General features: G+C 38.6%; 16 protein-coding genes. 6 read left to right on the top strand and 10 right to left on the bottom strand.

Annotation, left to right across the window (positions count from 1 at the left end):
* The first annotated feature begins 101 nt into the window (after positions 1-101).
* The gene (locus tag SAUT_RS10425; protein ID WP_013327853.1) at positions 102-3224 is read left to right on the top strand and encodes an efflux RND transporter permease subunit; all 3123 of its coding nucleotides are present in this window, start codon (positions 102-104) and stop codon (positions 3222-3224) included.
* Here SAUT_RS10425 and SAUT_RS10430 read toward each other — a convergent pair.
* From SAUT_RS10430 to SAUT_RS10440, 3 genes are read right to left on the bottom strand one after another with little or no spacing between them, the layout of a single operon-like run.
* Positions 3221-4339, bottom strand: coding sequence for a sensor histidine kinase (locus SAUT_RS10430; RefSeq protein WP_013327854.1), 1119 nt, complete (start codon positions 4337-4339; stop codon positions 3221-3223). The two genes, SAUT_RS10425 and SAUT_RS10430, sit on opposite strands and share 4 nt — an antisense overlap.
* Positions 4332-4979: a response regulator transcription factor gene (locus SAUT_RS10435; protein ID WP_013327855.1), complete on the bottom strand. Its 648-nt coding sequence runs from the start codon at positions 4977-4979 to the stop codon at positions 4332-4334. Before SAUT_RS10435 ends, SAUT_RS10430 begins: the two co-directional genes overlap by 8 nt.
* Positions 4980-4997: 18 nt before the next feature.
* Positions 4998-5477 (bottom strand): putative iron-sulfur cluster-binding metallochaperone, encoded by a 480-nt coding sequence (locus SAUT_RS10440; protein WP_013327856.1) that lies wholly within the window; start codon positions 5475-5477, stop codon positions 4998-5000.
* A 131-nt stretch (positions 5478-5608) separates the two neighbouring features.
* On the opposite strand from SAUT_RS10440, the gene SAUT_RS10445 reads away from it, so the two are divergent.
* The 4 genes from SAUT_RS10445 to SAUT_RS10455 all read left to right on the top strand — a co-directional run bounded on the left by SAUT_RS10445 (position 5609) and on the right by SAUT_RS10455 (position 8809).
* Positions 5609-5992, top strand: a complete 384-nt coding sequence (locus SAUT_RS10445; RefSeq protein WP_013327857.1) for a FixH family protein — start codon at positions 5609-5611, stop codon at positions 5990-5992.
* Positions 5993-6177: 185 nt separating this feature from the next.
* Positions 6178-6345 (top strand): cupredoxin domain-containing protein, encoded by a 168-nt coding sequence (locus SAUT_RS11595; RefSeq protein WP_281046387.1) that lies wholly within the window; start codon positions 6178-6180, stop codon positions 6343-6345.
* A 107-nt stretch (positions 6346-6452) separates the two neighbouring features.
* Positions 6453-6647, top strand: a complete 195-nt coding sequence (locus SAUT_RS10450; RefSeq protein WP_013327858.1) for an SHOCT domain-containing protein — start codon at positions 6453-6455, stop codon at positions 6645-6647.
* Positions 6648-6661: 14 nt separating this feature from the next.
* The gene (locus SAUT_RS10455) at positions 6662-8809 is read left to right on the top strand and encodes a copper-transporting P-type ATPase (RefSeq protein WP_013327859.1); all 2148 of its coding nucleotides are present in this window, start codon (positions 6662-6664) and stop codon (positions 8807-8809) included.
* 12 nt (positions 8810-8821) lie between these two features.
* Here SAUT_RS10455 and SAUT_RS10460 read toward each other — a convergent pair whose 3' ends face one another.
* From SAUT_RS10460 to SAUT_RS10490, 7 genes are all read right to left on the bottom strand, one after another.
* Positions 8822-10222, bottom strand: coding sequence for an MBL fold metallo-hydrolase RNA specificity domain-containing protein (locus SAUT_RS10460; protein WP_013327860.1), 1401 nt, complete (start codon positions 10220-10222; stop codon positions 8822-8824).
* A gap of 174 nt (positions 10223-10396) precedes the next feature.
* Complete coding sequence (locus tag SAUT_RS10465) at positions 10397-12094, bottom strand: GMC family oxidoreductase (protein WP_013327861.1); 1698 nt, start codon at positions 12092-12094, stop codon at positions 10397-10399.
* Positions 12095-12111: 17 nt separating this feature from the next.
* Complete coding sequence (locus tag SAUT_RS10470) at positions 12112-12606, bottom strand: gluconate 2-dehydrogenase subunit 3 family protein (protein ID WP_013327862.1); 495 nt, start codon at positions 12604-12606, stop codon at positions 12112-12114.
* A 3-nt stretch (positions 12607-12609) separates the two neighbouring features.
* Positions 12610-12801 carry a hypothetical protein gene (locus SAUT_RS10475; RefSeq protein WP_013327863.1) on the bottom strand — a complete coding sequence of 64 codons (192 nt, stop codon included), beginning with the start codon at positions 12799-12801 and terminating at the stop codon, positions 12610-12612.
* Between the two features lie 61 nt (positions 12802-12862).
* Entirely contained in the window at positions 12863-14614 is a 1752-nt protein-coding gene (locus SAUT_RS10480; RefSeq protein WP_013327864.1) for an FMN-binding glutamate synthase family protein, read from the bottom strand.
* A gap of 3 nt (positions 14615-14617) precedes the next feature.
* Positions 14618-15058, bottom strand: a complete 441-nt coding sequence (locus SAUT_RS10485; protein ID WP_013327865.1) for an HvfX family Cu-binding RiPP maturation protein — start codon at positions 15056-15058, stop codon at positions 14618-14620.
* Between the two features lie 193 nt (positions 15059-15251).
* Entirely contained in the window at positions 15252-15521 is a 270-nt protein-coding gene (locus tag SAUT_RS10490) for a hypothetical protein (RefSeq protein WP_013327866.1), read from the bottom strand.
* 181 nt (positions 15522-15702) lie between these two features.
* On the opposite strand from SAUT_RS10490, the gene SAUT_RS10495 reads away from it, so the two are divergent.
* Positions 15703-18264 (top strand): cation-translocating P-type ATPase, encoded by a 2562-nt coding sequence (locus SAUT_RS10495; protein ID WP_013327867.1) that lies wholly within the window; start codon positions 15703-15705, stop codon positions 18262-18264.
* Positions 18265-18287 lie beyond the last annotated feature (23 nt).

Raw genomic sequence — 18287 nt, forward strand, 5'->3', positions numbered from 1 at the left:
CTAGCGGAAAAACTATCGCTCACGACAGCCGTTACCCCTCCACCACAAACCCTACACACAACCCCGCTATAATTTTTCCAAACTAAAAAAACGGGAAAATTATGATAGAAAAACTCATTGCCTTTAGTATCAAAAACAAATTTATTATCCTTTTAGCCTCTTTGGTCTTGGTTGCTGCCTCTATTTGGAGTATAAAGAACACACCACTTGATGCACTGCCTGACTTGTCTCCTCCTCAGGTTATTGTACAGATTAACTGGGCGGGACAGTCTCCCGAGATTGTAGAGTCTCAAGGAACGTATCCGCTTGTGGCACAGTTTTTGGCTATTGCCAACATTGATACGGTTCGCGGGTATTCTACTTATGAGAACGGATTGATTTACATCATTTTTAAAGAAGGAACCGACCTTTACTGGGCGCGTAGCCGTGTACTTGAACAGCTTGCTTCCATACAGTCACAGCTTCCTGCAAATATGAACGTCGCACTCGGTCCTGATGCCAGCGGCGTGGGCTGGGTGTATGAATACGCACTCAAATCAAAAACAAAAAATCTTGCCGAGCTTCGTACACTACAAGACTACTATTACCGATATGCACTTATGAGTGTAGACGGTGTCAGTGAAGTAGCGAGCATTGGCGGATTTGTACCAACTTTCCAAGTAACCGTGAACAATGACAATCTTGTCCGTTATAACCTCAGCATCCAAGACATCGCCAAAGTTTTAAAGAAAAACAATAACGATACCGGTGGACGCATCGTCATTAAAAACGGGTATGAATGGATGGTACAGGCAAAAGGCTACATCAAAAACCTTGATGACATAAGAGGGCTTGTTGTCACTACAAAAGCAGGCACACCTGTCAAACTAGGCGATATTGCAAGAGTAGAACTCACCCCTGCACCGCGCCGAGGTCTGGCTGACCTTAACGGTGAGGGAGAAGTGGTCGGCGGTATCGTTATGGCACGCTATGGCGAAGATGTTTACACCATGATACAACGTGTACAAAAGAAAATGAAAGAGCTTAAAGTTGACGGTGTTGATGTTGTCACTGTTTATGACCGTTCAGGGCTTATAGACAAAGCGGTAGATACTTTAAAAGATACGCTCATTGAAGAGAGTGTTATTGTTGTTATCATCATCGGACTTTTTCTGATGCACTTTCGCTCTTCACTCATCGTTATCATTGTTCTGCCTTTAACGGTCGGCTTTACCTTTTTACTGATGAAACTCTTTGGCATAGGCTCAAACATTATGAGTCTCGGCGGTATTGCCATTGCCATCGGTGCCATGGTGGATGCATCCATCGTTATGATAGAAAATGCCCACAAAATGCTGCACAAGTTTGAGCACAAAGAGGGAAGAATGCCGAGCGACAAAGAGCGCATTGCCGTTATACTCAAGTCTTCTCAGCTTGTCGGACGTCCTATCTTTTTCGCTCTTGCGCTCATCGTAGTTTCATTTTTACCTATTTTTGCACTCAGCGGACAAGAAGGACTGCTTTTTACCCCGCTTGCCTTTACTAAAACCTTTGCCATGGCTGCCGGAGCACTGCTGAGTATCACGCTTGTCCCTGCACTTATGATATTTTTTGTCAAAGGTAGAATCCTGCCTGAGAGTAAAAATCCGCTTAACAGATTTTTTATCTGGCTCTATCGTCCCATTATTGTTTACGGACTCAAAGTAAAATACCTCGTCATTGTTTTGGTTTTACTTTCTCTCGGTTACATGTACCCGCTTTATAAAAGTCTCAAATGGGAATTTATGCCAATGTTAAATGAGCAGACTTTTATGTATATGCCCGTCACGCCTTACGGCATCAGTATAGACCAGGCAAAACAGCTCTTGCAAAAGACAGACAAAATCATAAAATCATTTCCAGAAGTACAAAATGTTTTCGGTAAAGCCGGACGAGCAGGTACGGCAACCGACCCTGCACCGCTTGGTATGTTAGAGACTATTATCACACTCAAGCCAAAATCAGAGTGGCCGAAGGGCATGACTTATGACAAACTAAGAGAAGATATGGAAGCCGCTCTACAGGTTCCGGGGCTTACAAATTCATGGACCTATCCTATTCGCGGCCGTATCGATATGCTGCTCAGTGGTATACGAACGCCTATCGGCATCAAACTTTACGGTACAGATGCAAAAGGGCTGCAAAAATTCGGAAAACAGATAGAAGAAAAACTTAGAGCCTATGACAAAACACTCTCCGTCTTTGCAGATCAGGCAAGTGCAGGGTATTATATAGATATTATTCCCGATGAAGAAAAACTTGCGCGTTACGAAATGAGTAAAGACACCCTCTTAGAGTATACCGCTCTGGCTGTCGGAGGAATGAAAGTCTCCACTATGTATAAAGGGCTGGAACGCTACCCTATCAGCCTGCGTCTTGAAGGAAGCCAGAGAAGAAGCCTTGAGTCTATCAGAAATATACAGGTGAAAACAAAACTCGGTTTTGTACCTCTTGGCTCGCTTGCAAAAGTAGCCTACAGACAAAGTGCTTCTGTCATCAAAAGTGAGATGGCAGCACCCGTAACTTTCATTTACATCACACCAAAAGAGGGTATAAGTGCAACAGAGTATAAAAAAGGAGCGCAGAAATTTTTAGATGAGATAAAACTTGCGCCCGGATATTACACACAGTGGGCAGGACAGTCAGAGTATCTTGACTCGGCGATGAAACGCATTGTTTGGATAGTTCCTGCCGTACTTGTTGCAATCTTTTTACTTATATATATGGCACTGAAAAAGCCCGTACCGACTCTCATCGTCTTTTTTACCCTGCCATTTGCACTTCTTGGAGGACTTATATACATTGACATACTTAACTTTGCTATGAGTATTGCCGTTATCGTAGGTTTTCTAGCACTGCTTGGAGTGGCCGCCGAGACTGCCATTGTCATGATTATTTACCTGCAGGAGAGTGTAGATGAGTTTAAACAAATGAGAGGGGATGCCTTTGATGTAAACGACCTCAATGCTGCCATATATGAGGGAGCAGTGCAAAGAGTCCGTCCAAAACTAATGACTGTATTTGCCATTTTGGCAGGTCTTGCACCTATTATGTACACTCATGGAGTCGGAAGTGAAGTAATGCAGCGCATTGCTGCACCTATGCTTGGCGGTGTTGTAAGTTCGGCTGTTTTATCTTTAGTTATTATTCCGATACTCTTTGAAATTTACTCAAAACGACAACTTGATAAAAGAGAGGAACTTTAATCCTCTTTTTTTAAACTGAAATATGTTCCTTTTCCAACTTGGGAATCTACTGTGATTTTTATATGATATTCATCACAAATTTGCTTCACTATACTTAAACCTATACCAAATCCGCCTGCTATTTCTGATTCTCGTTTATACATCTCAAAAATCTCATCAAGTTTTCTCTCCTCTATTCCTACACCCTCATCCTTTATAGTAAAAGAATTTTTATCTAGTTTTATAGTTATAGTAGTGTCCGGCATAGAATATTTGATGGCATTAGAAATAAGATTGGAAAAGAGCAGTTCAGCCCTTGATGGGACTATCTCAAGGTTGACATCTTCAAGCTCTGTTTGTATCTTTATATGTTTGGCATCAGTAAGCTCACGGTAGTAGCCGATTGTCTGCTGCAAAATATTTTTCAGGTTCACAGTCTCAGCTTCTTGCTGTTTTTGCTTAAAATTTAAAAAGGTCAGTGATTTATAGATACTCTCAAGCTGCTTTGTACTTATGGAAATATTGGTAAGTATTTTTTTATCATACACCGCTTTTTTTATTGCCCGGCTTGCACTCATTTTCAAAGCGGTTATCGGTGTATTGAGTTCATGCGAAACATCTTGAATAAAACTCTCAATCTGCTCCATTCTCTGATGCACAGGCTTCATAAAAAGTTTGGCAAGTATAATAGAAATTATGACAATAAAAACGAAACTGATTCCCATAACCAGAAGTACTTGCTTTTTCAATTCTGAGAGCTTCTGAAAATATTCATCTGTTTTTACAACAACATATTTAATATTTAAATGCTCCTGCGGTGCATCTGAAATCAAAACTTTATAGCCTTCTTTTTCATAATAGCCTGCTTTAAAATGTGCGGCTTCATTTGCGGAAATCAAACTGTATTCAAAACCTTTTTCATTTGGAAGATGGAGTATTTTACCTTTCATTTGAGCATTGATGATAAGTCCTGAGAGTTTATCGGCAATATGGTTGAGCTTATAATATATTGTACTTTCTAACGAGTTTTTTTGCGCACTGTAATACCAATAACCGGATAAAAGCACAAATAAAAAGGAGGAAACAAGATAGAGCGTTACAAAAGAGTAAAAAGACTTTTTTTCCAACTCATTCAAATTTATACCCTTCGCCGCGAATATTTACAATATGCTCTTTGCCGATATGCTTTCTCAAATTTTTCACGATAGTACGAATAGCATCATCACTCGGCATCTCATCATATTCCCAAAAGTTTTGCAGCAGCTCCTCAGAGCTTACCACGCGATGCCGATTTTTATACAAATAGTGCAGGCAATCACTCTCTTTATGTGTCAGTTTAATTGTTTTATCGACAGTTTTGAGTGTATGTGTCTTTGTGTCAAATGTGATGCCCTCACTCAACTTCACTAAACTCTCAAGTCCAAAATGCCTTTTTATATTTTCTATTCTCTGTGCCAGTTCTTCTAAATCAAAAGGCTTTTTTATAAAGTCATTTGCACCTGATTCAAAAGCGGATTTAAGATATTTGCTATCATGAAAAGCAGTAATGAAAATAGTCGGCGTCTCATCATTAAAATCCCGAAGTTCCCGCAAAAGTGAGATGCCATTACCATCGGGAACATTAATATCAAAAATATAAAGGTCAAATCGTTCATTTTCTGAGAGCTGTAGTGCTTTTTTCATGCTGTAAGTTTGCACAACTTCATATTCATCTTCCAAAAAATCAACCAAAATATTTGCCAGTGCCGTATCATCTTCAAGTAATAATATTTTCATAGGGCTATTGTAACAAATTTATACTATTTCTTGTATCTCTTTTATGGCTTTGCTCACATCCCCCAGACAACACCCACCGCTGGGATTGAGTATTTCACAAGAGCAGCCCGGATTTTGCATTTTTGCTTTGATATCTTCTAACACTGTTGTTTTGCCTGCTGCTTCAAGTTCTGCTTTGATTTTTTCTTTACTCCATCCAAAACAGTAACAAACTGTTGCAGGTTCGGCACCCTCTTTAAGACCAACCACAACCTTTACATCATCTTGTGTCAAAATCTCATTATTTCTAAAGTAAACAACTTTACATGTAGCTGTTTTACAATAATAAAAGCCGTCAAAACAAGAAAGTTTTGCTTTTGCATCGTCTTTCAAAAGATGCTGCAGAGTTTTACCGAGTACTCCTTTGGCTTTCTCATGACAACTAGGACATTCCACTTTCCCCTTCGGTTGTGGTGTGCAACAATTATTTTTTTCTTCTGTTTTAAATGCAGTAAACATAATTTATCCTTTTATTTATATAATTATATAATTTTTTTGTGTACTGTTTGTGCTGTAATGTACTGCACGCACACAAATGCTACACACTAAAACTATATACTTTTAGCAACAAAACACAAAAGGATGACACCATGAAAACTCTAGCAAAGATTTTTTTTACACTGCTCTTAGGAGCAACACTTGTTCAGGCGGCATTTAGCAAAGATGCAAAATTTAGAACAACAACAGTTCATATTACTGCGGACAAACCGCTTACAACCGGTTCAAACACAATTATTGTAACTATCAAAAAAAACGGTAAACTTATAACTGATGCAAAAGTGGCACTCAAAGCATTTATGCCGGCAATGCCCGGCATGCCTGCAATGAGTTCAAAAGCAAATGCAACAAATATTGGCAGCGGAAAATATAAAGCAACAGTCAATCTTGCTATGAGCGGAACATGGCAGCTGCATATATTTATAACCCCTAAAAAAGGCAAAAGATCTCGTGTAAAAACAACACTCAACTTTTAAATCCGGCACTAAAAAGCCAAAAAGGCAGAACCATATAAGTATGATAAAGATTATGTTGTCATATTGTCTGATTATTCCGATGAAAAGCCCGCAAATATTTATAGAAAACTCAAGCTCTCTCCTGATTATTACAATTTTAATCAAAGAACTGTCGGGGATTTTTAGAGGCTTTTAAAGAACGTCAAATGTGGAACGGCGAAAAAATTAGACTCCGTTTTATCAATGCAGCGTCTATGACCTTTTTTGATGTGCGCAAAATGAAAGTTGTTGCGGCTGACGGCAATGATATACAACCTGTGAATGTGGATGAGTTTCGCATTGGAGTTGCTGAAACCTATGATGTTTTTACCTAAAGTATTGACAGAAGCGGTTATACTCTTGGAAAGTCTCCTTTTTTGACACACAAACGCTACACAAACTCTCACTATAATTTTATAAACTTAAAAAATAAGGATTTATTATGCATGAGTGGGGATTTGGTATGAGTTTTGGATGGATTGTTCCGCTACTTTTTATTTTTGCTCTTTTTTATTTTATCAACAGCAATAATAAAAATGACATAGAATCAGCACAAGATATTTTAGACCGAAAGTACGCAAACGGTGAAATAGATGAAGAAGAATACAAACGAAAAAAAGAGCAGCTTAAACATTGATTTGGAGGTGTATTATGAGTGAGCAAAACAAAGACGAAGAAAATATTTCTTATACTTGTTCTATGCACCCGGAAATTATTCGTAATGAACCGGGAGACTGTCCGATATGCGGTATGCATCTTGAGCCTATAACTACTGTAGAGGCAAAAGAAAAAAACGAAGAACTTGATGATATGAGCCGCCGTTTTTGGGTCAGTACCGTCTTGTCAATTCCTCTTTTTACATTAACGATGATTAATGATTTAGCACCCCAATATATTCCATCTTCACTATCAGCGCAAATGATACAGTGGATTGAATTCTTTCTGACAACCCCTGTTGTTCTTTGGGGCGGCTGGCCTTTTTATGTCAAAGGATATCAGTCTGTAAAAACCTGGAATTTAAATATGTTTACGCTGATTTCTATGGGTGTGGGAGCTGCATACATCTACAGTCTTGTTGCACTTTTTCTACCTGAAATTTTTCCACCCCTTATGCATACAAAGGAGGGTGTCGTACATGTCTATTTTGAAACGGCAGCCATCATTACCGCACTTGTTCTTTTAGGACAGGTCCTTGAACTACGTGCAAGGAGTAAAACAAATACAGCCATAAAAACTCTGCTTAATCTTGCACCCAAACAGGCACACAGAATTATAGATGACGGGGGCAATGAAGAAGATGTAAACCTCGAACTTGTCCATACCGGAGATAAGCTCAGAGTAAAACCGGGAGAGAAAATTCCTGTTGATGGAGTTGTTGTAGAAGGACAAAGTAATATTGACGAGTCTATGATAACAGGAGAGCCTGTTCTTGTACAAAAAACAGCAGGAGAGAATCTCATAGGTGCAACAATCAATAAAAATGGGACATTGATAATGCAGGCGACAAAAGTAGGTAGTGATACTATGCTTGCACAGATTGTTCAAATGGTAGCACAGGCCCAACGCTCCCGTGCACCTATTCAACAGCTGGCTGACACGGTATCTAGTTACTTTGTACCCGCAGTTGTTCTTTCTGCCGTTTTTGCTTTTATAGGCTGGTGGGCTTTTGGACCCGAACCTCAGCTCACTTACGCAATTGTAGCGGCAGTCTCTGTTTTAATTATAGCCTGCCCGTGTGCCTTGGGACTTGCTACACCGATTTCGATTATGGTGGGAACCGGTCGAGCAGCACTCTCAGGCATTTTGGTTAAAGATGCCAAAACGCTTGAAACTATGGAGAAAATAGACACATTGGTTGTAGACAAAACAGGAACCCTCACACTGGGGAAACCAAAAGTAACTGATTTTCTTACAACCGAAATGTATGACATAGATGAGCTTATAAAATATGCCGCTTCACTAGAGCGCGCAAGTGAACATCCGCTTGCACAATCTGTCATAGAGTACGCAAAAGAGTCAAATATTTCACTCATTAACGTAGAAAACTTTGAAGCTGTCCCGGGTAAAGGTGTTATCGCGCAAATTGACGGTAAAAAGATAATTTTAGGAAGTGAAAAACTTTTAAAAGAGCAAGGCATTTCTATTGAAGATGCGAAAGAAAATGCAGATGCAATGAGAAATGATGCCAAAGGTATTATTTTTATGGCAATAGATGATAATTACTGCGCGATTATTGCTATAGAAGACCCTATAAAAGAAACTTCAGTTGAAGCGGTACAGACATTAAATAATGAAGGCATAACCGTTGTAATGCTCAGCGGCGACAATGAATTTACAGCCAATGCCGTCGCCAAAAAACTTGGCATAGCAAAAGTTTATGCCAATGTTCTGCCTGACGGTAAAGCTGATGTTATAAAAGAGCTTCAAGGCAATGGAGCGCTTGTTGCAATGGCCGGTGACGGTATAAACGATGCCCCTGCACTGGCACAGGCAAATGTCGGAATTGCTATGGGAACAGGAACAGATGTGGCAATTGAGAGTGCAGGAGTAACTCTTATAAAAGGAGACCTGCTTGGCATCGTCAAGGTACTCAAACTCTCGCGCGCCACCATGAAAAATATCAGACAAAATCTCTTTTTTGCTTTTGTTTACAACAGTGCAGGAGTTCCGGTTGCCGCGGGCGTGCTTTATCCATTTTTTGGTATTATTCTCTCCCCTATTATTGCAGCAGCGGCAATGAGTTTCAGTTCCGTTTCTGTCATTACAAATGCTCTGCGTCTAAAAAATACGAAACTTTGAAAGAAAATAGTCCTAATCAAGGACTATTTTTTCTTTAAAGGCTACAATATGTCCATCTAAATTCAGCTCTTTTTTTACCATCGCTTTAAATGATTTTTGACTTTCCAATTCTCCATGCACAAAAAACACTTTTTTTAAATCTTTCATACTTGAAATCCATTCCATAATACCATCTCTGTCCGCATGAGCAGAAAAGCCGTTGATGGTATGAATAGAAGATTTTACAATAATATCTTCACCCAAAATATTTATCCACTTCGCTCCATCAACAATTTCACGTCCCAAAGTACCTTCAGCCTGAAATCCTACAAAAACCACTGCATTACGTTTGTCCCAAATTCTGTGTTTAAAGTGATGCGTAATTCTTCCACCGTTGCACATTCCTGCTCCGGCTATGATAATAGCACGGCTTTGTACGTCGTTTATTCCTTTTGAAGCTTCCGGTGTTTCAGTATATATGAGTGATTCAAAATTAAAAACAGTCCCATCTTGTTGAACGTTTTTTTGGCATTTGTTCGTTAATTCATCAACATACGTTCTATACACTGCCGTTGCCTTTGTTGCCATTGGAGAGTCTAAAAAAACTTTACATTTAGGTAATTCCCCGCTCTCATACATGTCTCGCAGAATGCATAGTAATTCCTGTGTTCTCTCCACTGCAAAAGATGGAATAAGCACATTTCCATGGCTGTTTAAAGTTTTTACAATAACATCTTTAAACTCTTTGATTGTCGCGTCAATCGGCTGATGATCTCTGTCTCCATACGTTGTTTCCACATAGAGGCTCTGTGTTTTGTCACATTTATTCAAGTTAGGCATTACCAAGCCGTTATCATTGCCAATATCTCCGGAAAATACTATGGTATGAGAATCACTTTTTTCCATGTAAGAAAGTTCTATAAAAGCTGAGCCCAAAATATGTCCGGCATTACGATAGATAAAACTGACCCCTTCACATAAATTATAATATTTATCATATTCCGGATTAATCCATTCCATCATTTGAAAAGTTTTTTCAACATCCAAGGGCTCATAAAGCGGCTTAGAGAGTTTTTTTTCTCTCCCTTTACGCAATGCTTTTCTGTAACGTGTTTGAAAATCTTCATTCATTATCTTTGCGCTGTCCATTAAAATTATCTGCGCTAAATCCATTGTGGCAGAAGTTGCATAAATTTTCCCCTTAAAGCCTTCTTTTACCAGCTTAGGAATGCGCCCGACATGATCGAGGTGGGCATGTGTTACTAAAAGATAGTCTATACTTGCAGGCTCAAAATAAAATGCTTCTTCATTTTTATCTTCATCTAACCCCTGAAACATCCCACAGTCTATCATGATTTTTACACCGCCGACTTCAAACACATGACATGAACCTGTCACCTCTTTCGTTGCACCGTAAGATCTTACTATTGCCATTATAAATCCTTTATATAGTCTACATGTAAAGATTATACGCCGATATTTCTTAAAAAAAACAATTTGCTATTTCCTCGGCACACATTCAAACAAACTTGCATTAATACAAAGCCGCTTTTTTTAGCAATAATTTCAACTCTTTGCATACCGAAACTGTTATCCTCTTTTTCTGTCTCATAAGCAAGGTTTTCCTGCCTGAGTGTTGTATAAAAAATGGCACTTCGGTAGTTGTTTCTTTATAACATCTGCAATACGAAAAGAGTTTGCATAAATCGTCCAGGTATACGGAACACTTCCTCCTGTGGGCATAAATGAGGCATCAGCGACATAAAGATTCTCCAAATCATGTGCCTTGCAGTTTTTATCTAGTACCGATTTTTTTGCATCATTTCCAAATCTGCATCCACCGGCAACAAGATTAGGAGGCGGTGCTGCAGAAATAGAATAATCAATCTCCTCACAGCCGAGTTTTTGTAATACTTTGACGCTTTTTTTTGCCAAATATTCTCCTACAGCCAAATCATGCGGATGTCCGTATAAATTAATCACGCCCACAGGTACACCGTATTTGTCTTTTACTGTTTCATCAACACTTACAAAACATTTATCTGTAGGAAGCCAGTCGTTAAACACTTCAAAGGTAAGCACTCTTGAAGTCATCAATCTTTTATGGAGCTTTTCCTTGAGTGCAGCGCCCCACAAAAGGTTCCCCTCCTCATCATACACCTCACGCATCACACGTGAAATGATATTTTGATGCTCGAATAAAAAGTCTACTGTTCCTCCTTTGTATTTTTTGTCTTCTTCACTATATTCATACCAGTCCTGCAAAGAACGGTTAAAAAAGACACCGACCTCCATCAGCTCTTTTTGTTGCTGCAGTGTCAATTTTTCAAAAACAAATCGTCCGCTGCCGCTGCCCCCTGCTGAAAATATTAAATTTTTGCCTACTTCCCCGCTGGAATTTGCCAAACCGTTAGGAAAATACCTGTTTTTAGAATTAAGCAGCAGTCTTGAACTCTCAATAGCCTGCGCCGCAAGTACAAAAATTTTGGCCTGTACAGAGTGTCTGATACCGTATTTTGTGTAATAGTAGGCTCTTGTTACCTTTTTATTTGTACTCTCAAGTTTATACACAAAAGCATCTGTAATGATTTTAGCATCACACTTTTGAAGCAGAGCTGCACGTCCGCTTCCTTTTGCACCGCTTGCACAACCGTAACTGCCGCAAAAATTAGAATAGTAACAGCCGTTCCGTCCAAGTGCATTTTGAGATAATATCGCGCGGGGCGTAGGAATGGGCACATAACCCAACTCTTTACATGCCCCGTCAAACCACTTTGTAACACCGTTTGTCTGCAGCTGGGGGTAAAAAAAATCTGCACTTGAGCGAGGTTCAAGATGCTTATGCTGTACAATTTTACCGCTTACCCCGACAACTTTTTCAACCTTGTCATAGTATGGTTCAAGCTCTTCATAGCTGATAGGCCAATCAACCACATTTGCGCCTTTTATTTTGCCATAGACACTTTTAAGTTTAAAATCATTGGGCTTGAGTCTGTGAAAATATCCGCTCATCAGGTTTGACGAGCCGCCCACAAGTGAACCGTTCCAAAAATTCCAGCTTGATTCTTCACCGTCATAACGCTCAAATGTACCGTCCTCTTTATACTCGTTTATAATATGTTTTTGTTCATTCAAAGGCGGGGTAAACATATCACGTCGCGTGACGCCGATTTCATCTTTGTTAAAATCATTTTCTGTATAATTCTCGCCCTTTTCCAAAACTACAACACTGAATCCTGCATTTGCAAGCTCATACGCTATAGGCGAGCCGCCTGCTCCACTGCCGATTATACATATATCAACCATTCTTATTTTTCCTCACGTTACATGTAAGCTTGTTTTGGGCTTGGTTTCCCGCCTTGAAACTGCAGCCATTTCCAGCCGGCTTCATGGTTATTTCCGCCGTATATCGGGTCACCGAGCATTGCTTCAAACATATAGTTCATCACATTATATACAAAGCTATCCCCCCATTCTGTTTTGGTAACAGTTGCCAGAATATTTTGTCTCTGTTTTGAAGAAAGCTTTGCATACTCTTGTTTATATTGCGTAATACTCTCTTCATTGAGCCATTTCACGCCATTTTTTAAAAAAGTTTTGTCTGCATCACTGATACGAAAATGATTAAAAACTATCTGCATATATGAAGTGGTCTTTATACCGAGTTCTTGTGCATGTGGAAAAAGATCTTTATGCATAAGTCCAAGCGTCTGCATTGGGGTTGTTACACCGAAAAGGTTACATCCGTCCATTAAAAAAACAGCACTTGATAAAAAACCTGCCTTTAAAAAATTTCTTCTTGATCGCAATGCCGACATCACTTAATCTTTAAAAAGTTTGTCAAAAAACGACTCTTCTTTTTTGGTTGCATTGGTATGTTTACGCTCATCTACAAAGTCAGGATCACCTTTTTCAAGCATATTTTTTGAAGGTTTTTTTATATGTTTTTTGGGCTTTGCCTCTTTTATAAAGCCTGTATTTACCGTGCGGGTAGCACCATGAGGGATACACATAACATCCTCCTTTTACGTGTTTTAAAAATATTATACTTAAAATCTGTGTAGCAATTGTGTACTAATCCACTAAAGCTTCTTCAAAATAATGTTCAACATTCATATATGTTTTTCCGCTGTAATCTCTAAAAATAAGGTTCTCTTTACTAAGTTTAGATATATGATTGATTCCCATAATAGCAAGTAAATTGCGTATACCTGAGAGTAACTGTCCATGATAAGATGCAATATTTATAGCTTTTTTCTCTATTAGAAATGAAGCTCTTTTTTTCTTGTCCTGTGTTGCCAGACCTACCGGGCAGGCACGTCCATGTGCACCGGAGCACTCTCGTGCACGTATACATCCTGCACTCATCATAAATGCTCTTGCAATTGCTACATAATCAGCTCCCAGGCCAAAAAGTACTATGGCATCATCAGGTGTTAAAACTTTTTCACTTGCAATAAGTTTAACTTTTTCACGTACTTCGGCTTTTTTTAACTCACTGTCTGCGATATAAAGTGCTTTTGTTATCGTCATACCGACACTCAACATCATCTCCAAAGGTGCAGCACCGCTCCCGCCGTCACCGCCGTCTATGGTTATAAAATCAGGGTAAGCATTTGAGCCTGTCTCCAAACGCTCTTTCATTAAATCTGCATACTGAGTAAAATTTTCTTGTGAAGATATAACGATTTTCACACCTACGGGCTTCCCGGACAACTCTTTGAGTCTGCCTATAAAATCAAAAAGTTCTTCTACGGTATGGGCAAAAGGAAACTGATTTGGAGAGAACAAGTCTTTATGAGCTTCTACCCCTCGATAATAGGCGATTTCTTCACTTACCTTAGATGCAAGCAGCTTGCCACCCGTCTGCTTTGCACCCTGTGCCATTTTTATCTCCGTCATTTTACAAAAACGCATCGTTTTTTGGTATCGTTCTTCACAAAAGTTTCCTTCTTTGTCACGCACACCATACAAGCCGCTTCCCATCTGAAAAATAATATCTGGCATGTCATCAGGAACCTCTGAAGGAAAAGTTGCCACAGGAGCATCCCAATTAACTCGGTAAAAGACCAATTCAGTTTTATCAAAGAGGTAACTGTCGGGAGCAGGAGTCGTCACAACCATATGTTTATATACCTTTTGTGCCGCTGCCCCGTTGATGAAGATTTTTACAAGTTTATAAACATTTTTTGCAAAAAATGTTCCCTCCTGTGTTTGAAAAAATTTACACTCTCTTGTATATTTATGCGTATAAAAAAAGTTTGAAGTGAGACTTCCTTCTCCTGTATTTATAGGAAACTTTCCGTGATATGCCCCTTTGGTAAAGGCACGTGTTCCCTCAGGAGAGATAGCACCGTCACTCATAGCACTTCGTCCGAGAATAGATCTCGTTTTAAAAGGCTTGAGAGAATTTTCTCCAAAAGTTACAGAAAAATCATCGCTCACATCTTGGGTATTGAGAACGCAGTTGGCATTTTTTATACCCAGTCTCGCACTATGCTGAGGCTGTCCCGGAGAAAAAGAGGCATATGCCGATTTACGCTCAGCCGAATCATAAACCCATTTTACTTTATCAAATGACTCATAAAATTTTTCATCTCCGAAATACTGACGCATCGGATCGCGAAGTGCATAGAACAAATAACGTATACGACCGATTAGAGGATAATTGATCAGCAGCTGATTCTCTCTTTGAATATACCTGTCATATATAAATAAAACAATGGAAGCAACAATAAAAAGAATAAAAAATGCTTTAAGTAAAAACATCAATATAGGAAAGTGTATCTCCCCTATTTCATGTGTGAAATGGACTAAGGCTTCCATCTTTTAATTTTTCTCTCCAAAGATAAGTCTGTCTAATGAAAATTTACCGGCACCGTAAGAAAGAAATATCAATAAAAATGCCATATAATAGAGTGGAATTTCAAAACCGTTGTCTCCTGCAGAAAAACCGTTATGCAGATGCACTGTTACTATGGCAACTATCATAATTATAATCATAGGAATAGAAATAATCCTTGTAAAAAGTCCTAAGGTCAGTAAAACTACACCTGTTATTTCTGTACTGGCAGCCATGTAAGCGTTGAGTGTCGGAAACGGGATGCCCATAGAACCGAACCATTCGGCAACTGACTTTATATCATTCCACTTCATCATAGCAGGTTCATAAAAACCGTATGCTACCAATAACCTTGCAAAAAGCAGACTTAATGATTGCAAATACTCACCCAAACGTGAAAATTCAAGATATAATTTTTTGATACCCATAATAAACTCCTTAAGTTTTATAAAAGTATTGTACCTCTACTTTGTGTAGCAAGTGTGCAATATTTATTTGTGCTATACTTCAAGAACAAAAGCAAACGTTAAAAAGAAGATGATGGAAAAGTTATTTTTGCAGAGGATAGAATGAGACTGAAGTTGTAACAGAGAAAAACTCTCTGTTACAAGAAGCAACTACTTAGTTGCTTCCACATTTACCTTTACCGCATTTCATAGATTTTTTCTTCTCTTCTTTTTTTTCTTCTTTCATTGAAGCACCGCATTTTCCACCTTCTTTTTTCATTGAAGCACCACATTTAGAACCATCAGCTTTTTTCATTGGTTTTTCCATTGAAGAACCACATTTTCCTGCACCACATTTCATATCACCCGCACTTAGTGAAACGGCACCTAATCCTGTAAATAGAGCTGCTCCTAAAAGTAGAGCTGTAAGATTTAACTTTTTCATTCTGTTATCCTTTGATATTTTAAGTTAGAACAATTGTAACATAAAAATAAGTTTTTTTTATGCGACATATGTTACATTAGAAAAATTATACATTTTAAGTGTGTAGTATTTGTGTAATATTTTTAAATCAATATAATATGATAGAATGGTACTATACAACTCTGAATAAAGAGGAGAAGCTATGTTTCACACAAAAAGTATTCAAACCACGCTTAGTGATGTGGATGCTACACCAAACGGTTTAACAACTCAAGAAGTACAGATGAGACAAAAACATTTTGGGCAGAACATACTTCCTCAGGGAAAACAAACTACTTTGTTTCAAATCTTTTTGCAACAATTTACAAATCCCATTATATATGTTTTAATTGCAGCTGCTGTAATATCTCTTGCTATTGGAGAGTTCAGTGATGCCGGATTTATTGTAGCTGTACTTTTAATAAATGCAGTCATAGGAACCTATCAGGAGTATCAGGCAAATAAAAGTGCGCAAGCTCTCAAAAAGATGATTAAAACCTATATTTTTGCTCTTAGAAATGGGGGAAAAGTAGAAATTCCCAGTGAAGAAGTCACAGTAGGAGACATCCTCTTTTTTGAATCGGGAGTAAAAGTGCCTGCTGATGTGCGTCTGATACAAAGCAAAGATTTATTTCTAAACGAATCACTTCTCACAGGAGAATCCATAGATGTCAGTAAAGATTCACATTACATATCTACTGATATTGACGAACCTGTAGCCGATCGAAGAAACATGCTCTATGCAGGTTCACTCGTCACAAAAGGCAGAGCTATAGGCGTTGTCACAGCAATAGCAGGACAGACAGAAGTCGGAAAAATTTCTGAGCTTTTACTGACCTCTGAAGTTGCAAAACCGCCTCTGTTGATTCGCATGGAAAAATTTTCATTCAATATCTTAAAAATCCTTGCTACTGTTATTGTTATTATTATATTTATTGGCATCTATCAAGGTGTAGGGCTTAAGGAAATATTCTTCTTTACTGTTGCTTTGGCCGTTTCTGCCACGCCTGAAGGCCTTCCTATTGCCATTACAGTAGCACTTAGTGCTGCAAGTGCCTCGATGAGTAAAAGAAATGTAATTGTACGTAAACTTTCCGCTATTGAGGGGCTGGGTTCTTGTACTTTAATTGCCAGTGATAAAACAGGAACTATGACCCAAAATATGCTTAGTGTTGAAAATTTCATAGCACTCAATGAGGATAATGATGCGCACACAAAAGCCCTGCTTTGTGCAATGCTGTGCAATGAAGCCACTGTAATACAAAAGAATAATACTTTAGAGGTCACAGGAGACCAGGTTGATATTGCACTTATTAGGTATGTTTTACATGTAAACAGTGAATTTTTTCAAAAGTATCAGCATATCAAACCCTTGCAAGAAATTCCTTATGAACCGCAAAACGGCTATGCGGCTGTTAAATGCACTCTCGATAGTGGAATTTTTGATTTTATAAAGGGTGCCCCTGAAATTATTGTGAGTAAATCTTCTCTTGAGCCTGAACAAAAAGAACATATTCTAAATACGGTAAACGAATGGGCAGAAAAAGGATTTAGAAATATTGCTTTGGCTTACAAACAAAACAGTGAAACAGCAATAGCCGATAATGCTTACACTTATCTTGGTTTTGTGACAATTATAGACCCATTAAGAGATGGCGTACATGAGGCGGTACAAATTGCTCAAGAAGCAGGAGTAAGCGTTGTGATGGTCACGGGAGACCACCCCAATACTGCCTATTTTATTGCAAAAGAGCTCTCAATTGCCATTGATAAAGAAGAGGTAATAGACGGTACTGCACTTACCCACGCTCAAGAAAAAGAGACTCTAAAAGAGACAATAATAAATAAAAAAGTCTTTGCCAGAGTCTCGCCCGAGCAAAAGCAGATTATCGTAAATTCTTTTCAAGATGCTGGAAATTTTGTTGCAGTTACCGGAGACGGTGTCAATGATGCACCTGCTTTAAAAAGCGCAAATATCGGTATAGCAATGGGAAAAAGCGGCACAGATGTAGCCAGAGAATCCAGTGACCTTATTTTGACAGATGATTTTTTCGGTTCTATTATCAGTGGTATCGAAGAGGGAAGAATTGCTTATGACAATATTCGAAAAGTTATTTATTTACTTATATCTACCGGATTTGCAGAAATTATTCTTGTTTTGCTGGCTATCCTCTTTGCATTGCCGATTCCGCTGCTTCCCATACAACTGTTATGGCTCAATCTCGTAACCAATGGAATTCAAGATGTCGCACTTGGACTTGAGAAAGGAGAACCCGGAGTTTTAAAACGTAAACCACGCAGTCCAAAAGAGCCGATTTTTAACAAGCCTATGATTAGCAGAGTGATTGTAGCAGGTCTTTATATGGGAGTTGCAGCCTTTTCACTTTTTTATATTTTACTTAACAACGGCTACAGTGTGGATACTGCTAGAAATATCACTCTGTTGCTGATGGTTTTGTTTGAAAATGTACATGTTTTCAATTCGCGCAGTGAAAATCATTTTCTTTTTGAGATTAATCATAAACAAAACAAATTCTTATGGATGTCTGTAGTGGGCGCATTTGGTATTCATCTTTTTAGTATGCATAATCCATTTATGCAGTCTGTTTTAGGGCTTAAACCGGTTGATTCGTCTATGTGGTTTCTTTTAATATCTATTGCTCTGCTTCTTATGTTAGTGATGGAGAGTGAAAAATTTATACGAATGAAAATCTTTAGTGTATAATTGCACCAACAAGCAACAAGGAA

Source organism: Sulfurimonas autotrophica DSM 16294 (genome assembly GCF_000147355.1).
In the GTDB taxonomy this organism is placed as follows: Bacteria; Campylobacterota; Campylobacteria; order Campylobacterales; family Sulfurimonadaceae; genus Sulfurimonas; species Sulfurimonas autotrophica.

What these genes read in the sequence shown, in the direction of transcription:
- SAUT_RS10425 (WP_013327853.1), top strand. Translation starts at nt 102, where the DNA reads ATGATAGAAAAACTCATTGCCTTTAGTATCAAAAACAAATTTATTATC.
- SAUT_RS10435 (WP_013327855.1), bottom strand. Translation starts at nt 4,979, where the DNA reads ATGAAAATATTATTACTTGAAGATGATACGGCACTGGCAAATATTTTG.
- SAUT_RS10440 (WP_013327856.1), bottom strand. Translation starts at nt 5,477, where the DNA reads ATGTTTACTGCATTTAAAACAGAAGAAAAAAATAATTGTTGCACACCA.
- SAUT_RS10445 (WP_013327857.1), top strand. Translation starts at nt 5,609, where the DNA reads ATGAAAACTCTAGCAAAGATTTTTTTTACACTGCTCTTAGGAGCAACA.
- SAUT_RS11595 (WP_281046387.1), top strand. Translation starts at nt 6,178, where the DNA reads ATGTGGAACGGCGAAAAAATTAGACTCCGTTTTATCAATGCAGCGTCT.
- SAUT_RS10450 (WP_013327858.1), top strand. Translation starts at nt 6,453, where the DNA reads ATGCATGAGTGGGGATTTGGTATGAGTTTTGGATGGATTGTTCCGCTA.
- SAUT_RS10455 (WP_013327859.1), top strand. Translation starts at nt 6,662, where the DNA reads ATGAGTGAGCAAAACAAAGACGAAGAAAATATTTCTTATACTTGTTCT.
- SAUT_RS10460 (WP_013327860.1), bottom strand. Translation starts at nt 10,222, where the DNA reads ATGGCAATAGTAAGATCTTACGGTGCAACGAAAGAGGTGACAGGTTCA.
- SAUT_RS10465 (WP_013327861.1), bottom strand. Translation starts at nt 12,094, where the DNA reads ATGGTTGATATATGTATAATCGGCAGTGGAGCAGGCGGCTCGCCTATA.
- SAUT_RS10470 (WP_013327862.1), bottom strand. Translation starts at nt 12,606, where the DNA reads ATGTCGGCATTGCGATCAAGAAGAAATTTTTTAAAGGCAGGTTTTTTA.
- SAUT_RS10475 (WP_013327863.1), bottom strand. Translation starts at nt 12,801, where the DNA reads ATGTGTATCCCTCATGGTGCTACCCGCACGGTAAATACAGGCTTTATA.
- SAUT_RS10480 (WP_013327864.1), bottom strand. Translation starts at nt 14,614, where the DNA reads ATGGAAGCCTTAGTCCATTTCACACATGAAATAGGGGAGATACACTTT.
- SAUT_RS10485 (WP_013327865.1), bottom strand. Translation starts at nt 15,058, where the DNA reads ATGGGTATCAAAAAATTATATCTTGAATTTTCACGTTTGGGTGAGTAT.
- SAUT_RS10490 (WP_013327866.1), bottom strand. Translation starts at nt 15,521, where the DNA reads ATGAAAAAGTTAAATCTTACAGCTCTACTTTTAGGAGCAGCTCTATTT.
- SAUT_RS10495 (WP_013327867.1), top strand. Translation starts at nt 15,703, where the DNA reads ATGTTTCACACAAAAAGTATTCAAACCACGCTTAGTGATGTGGATGCT.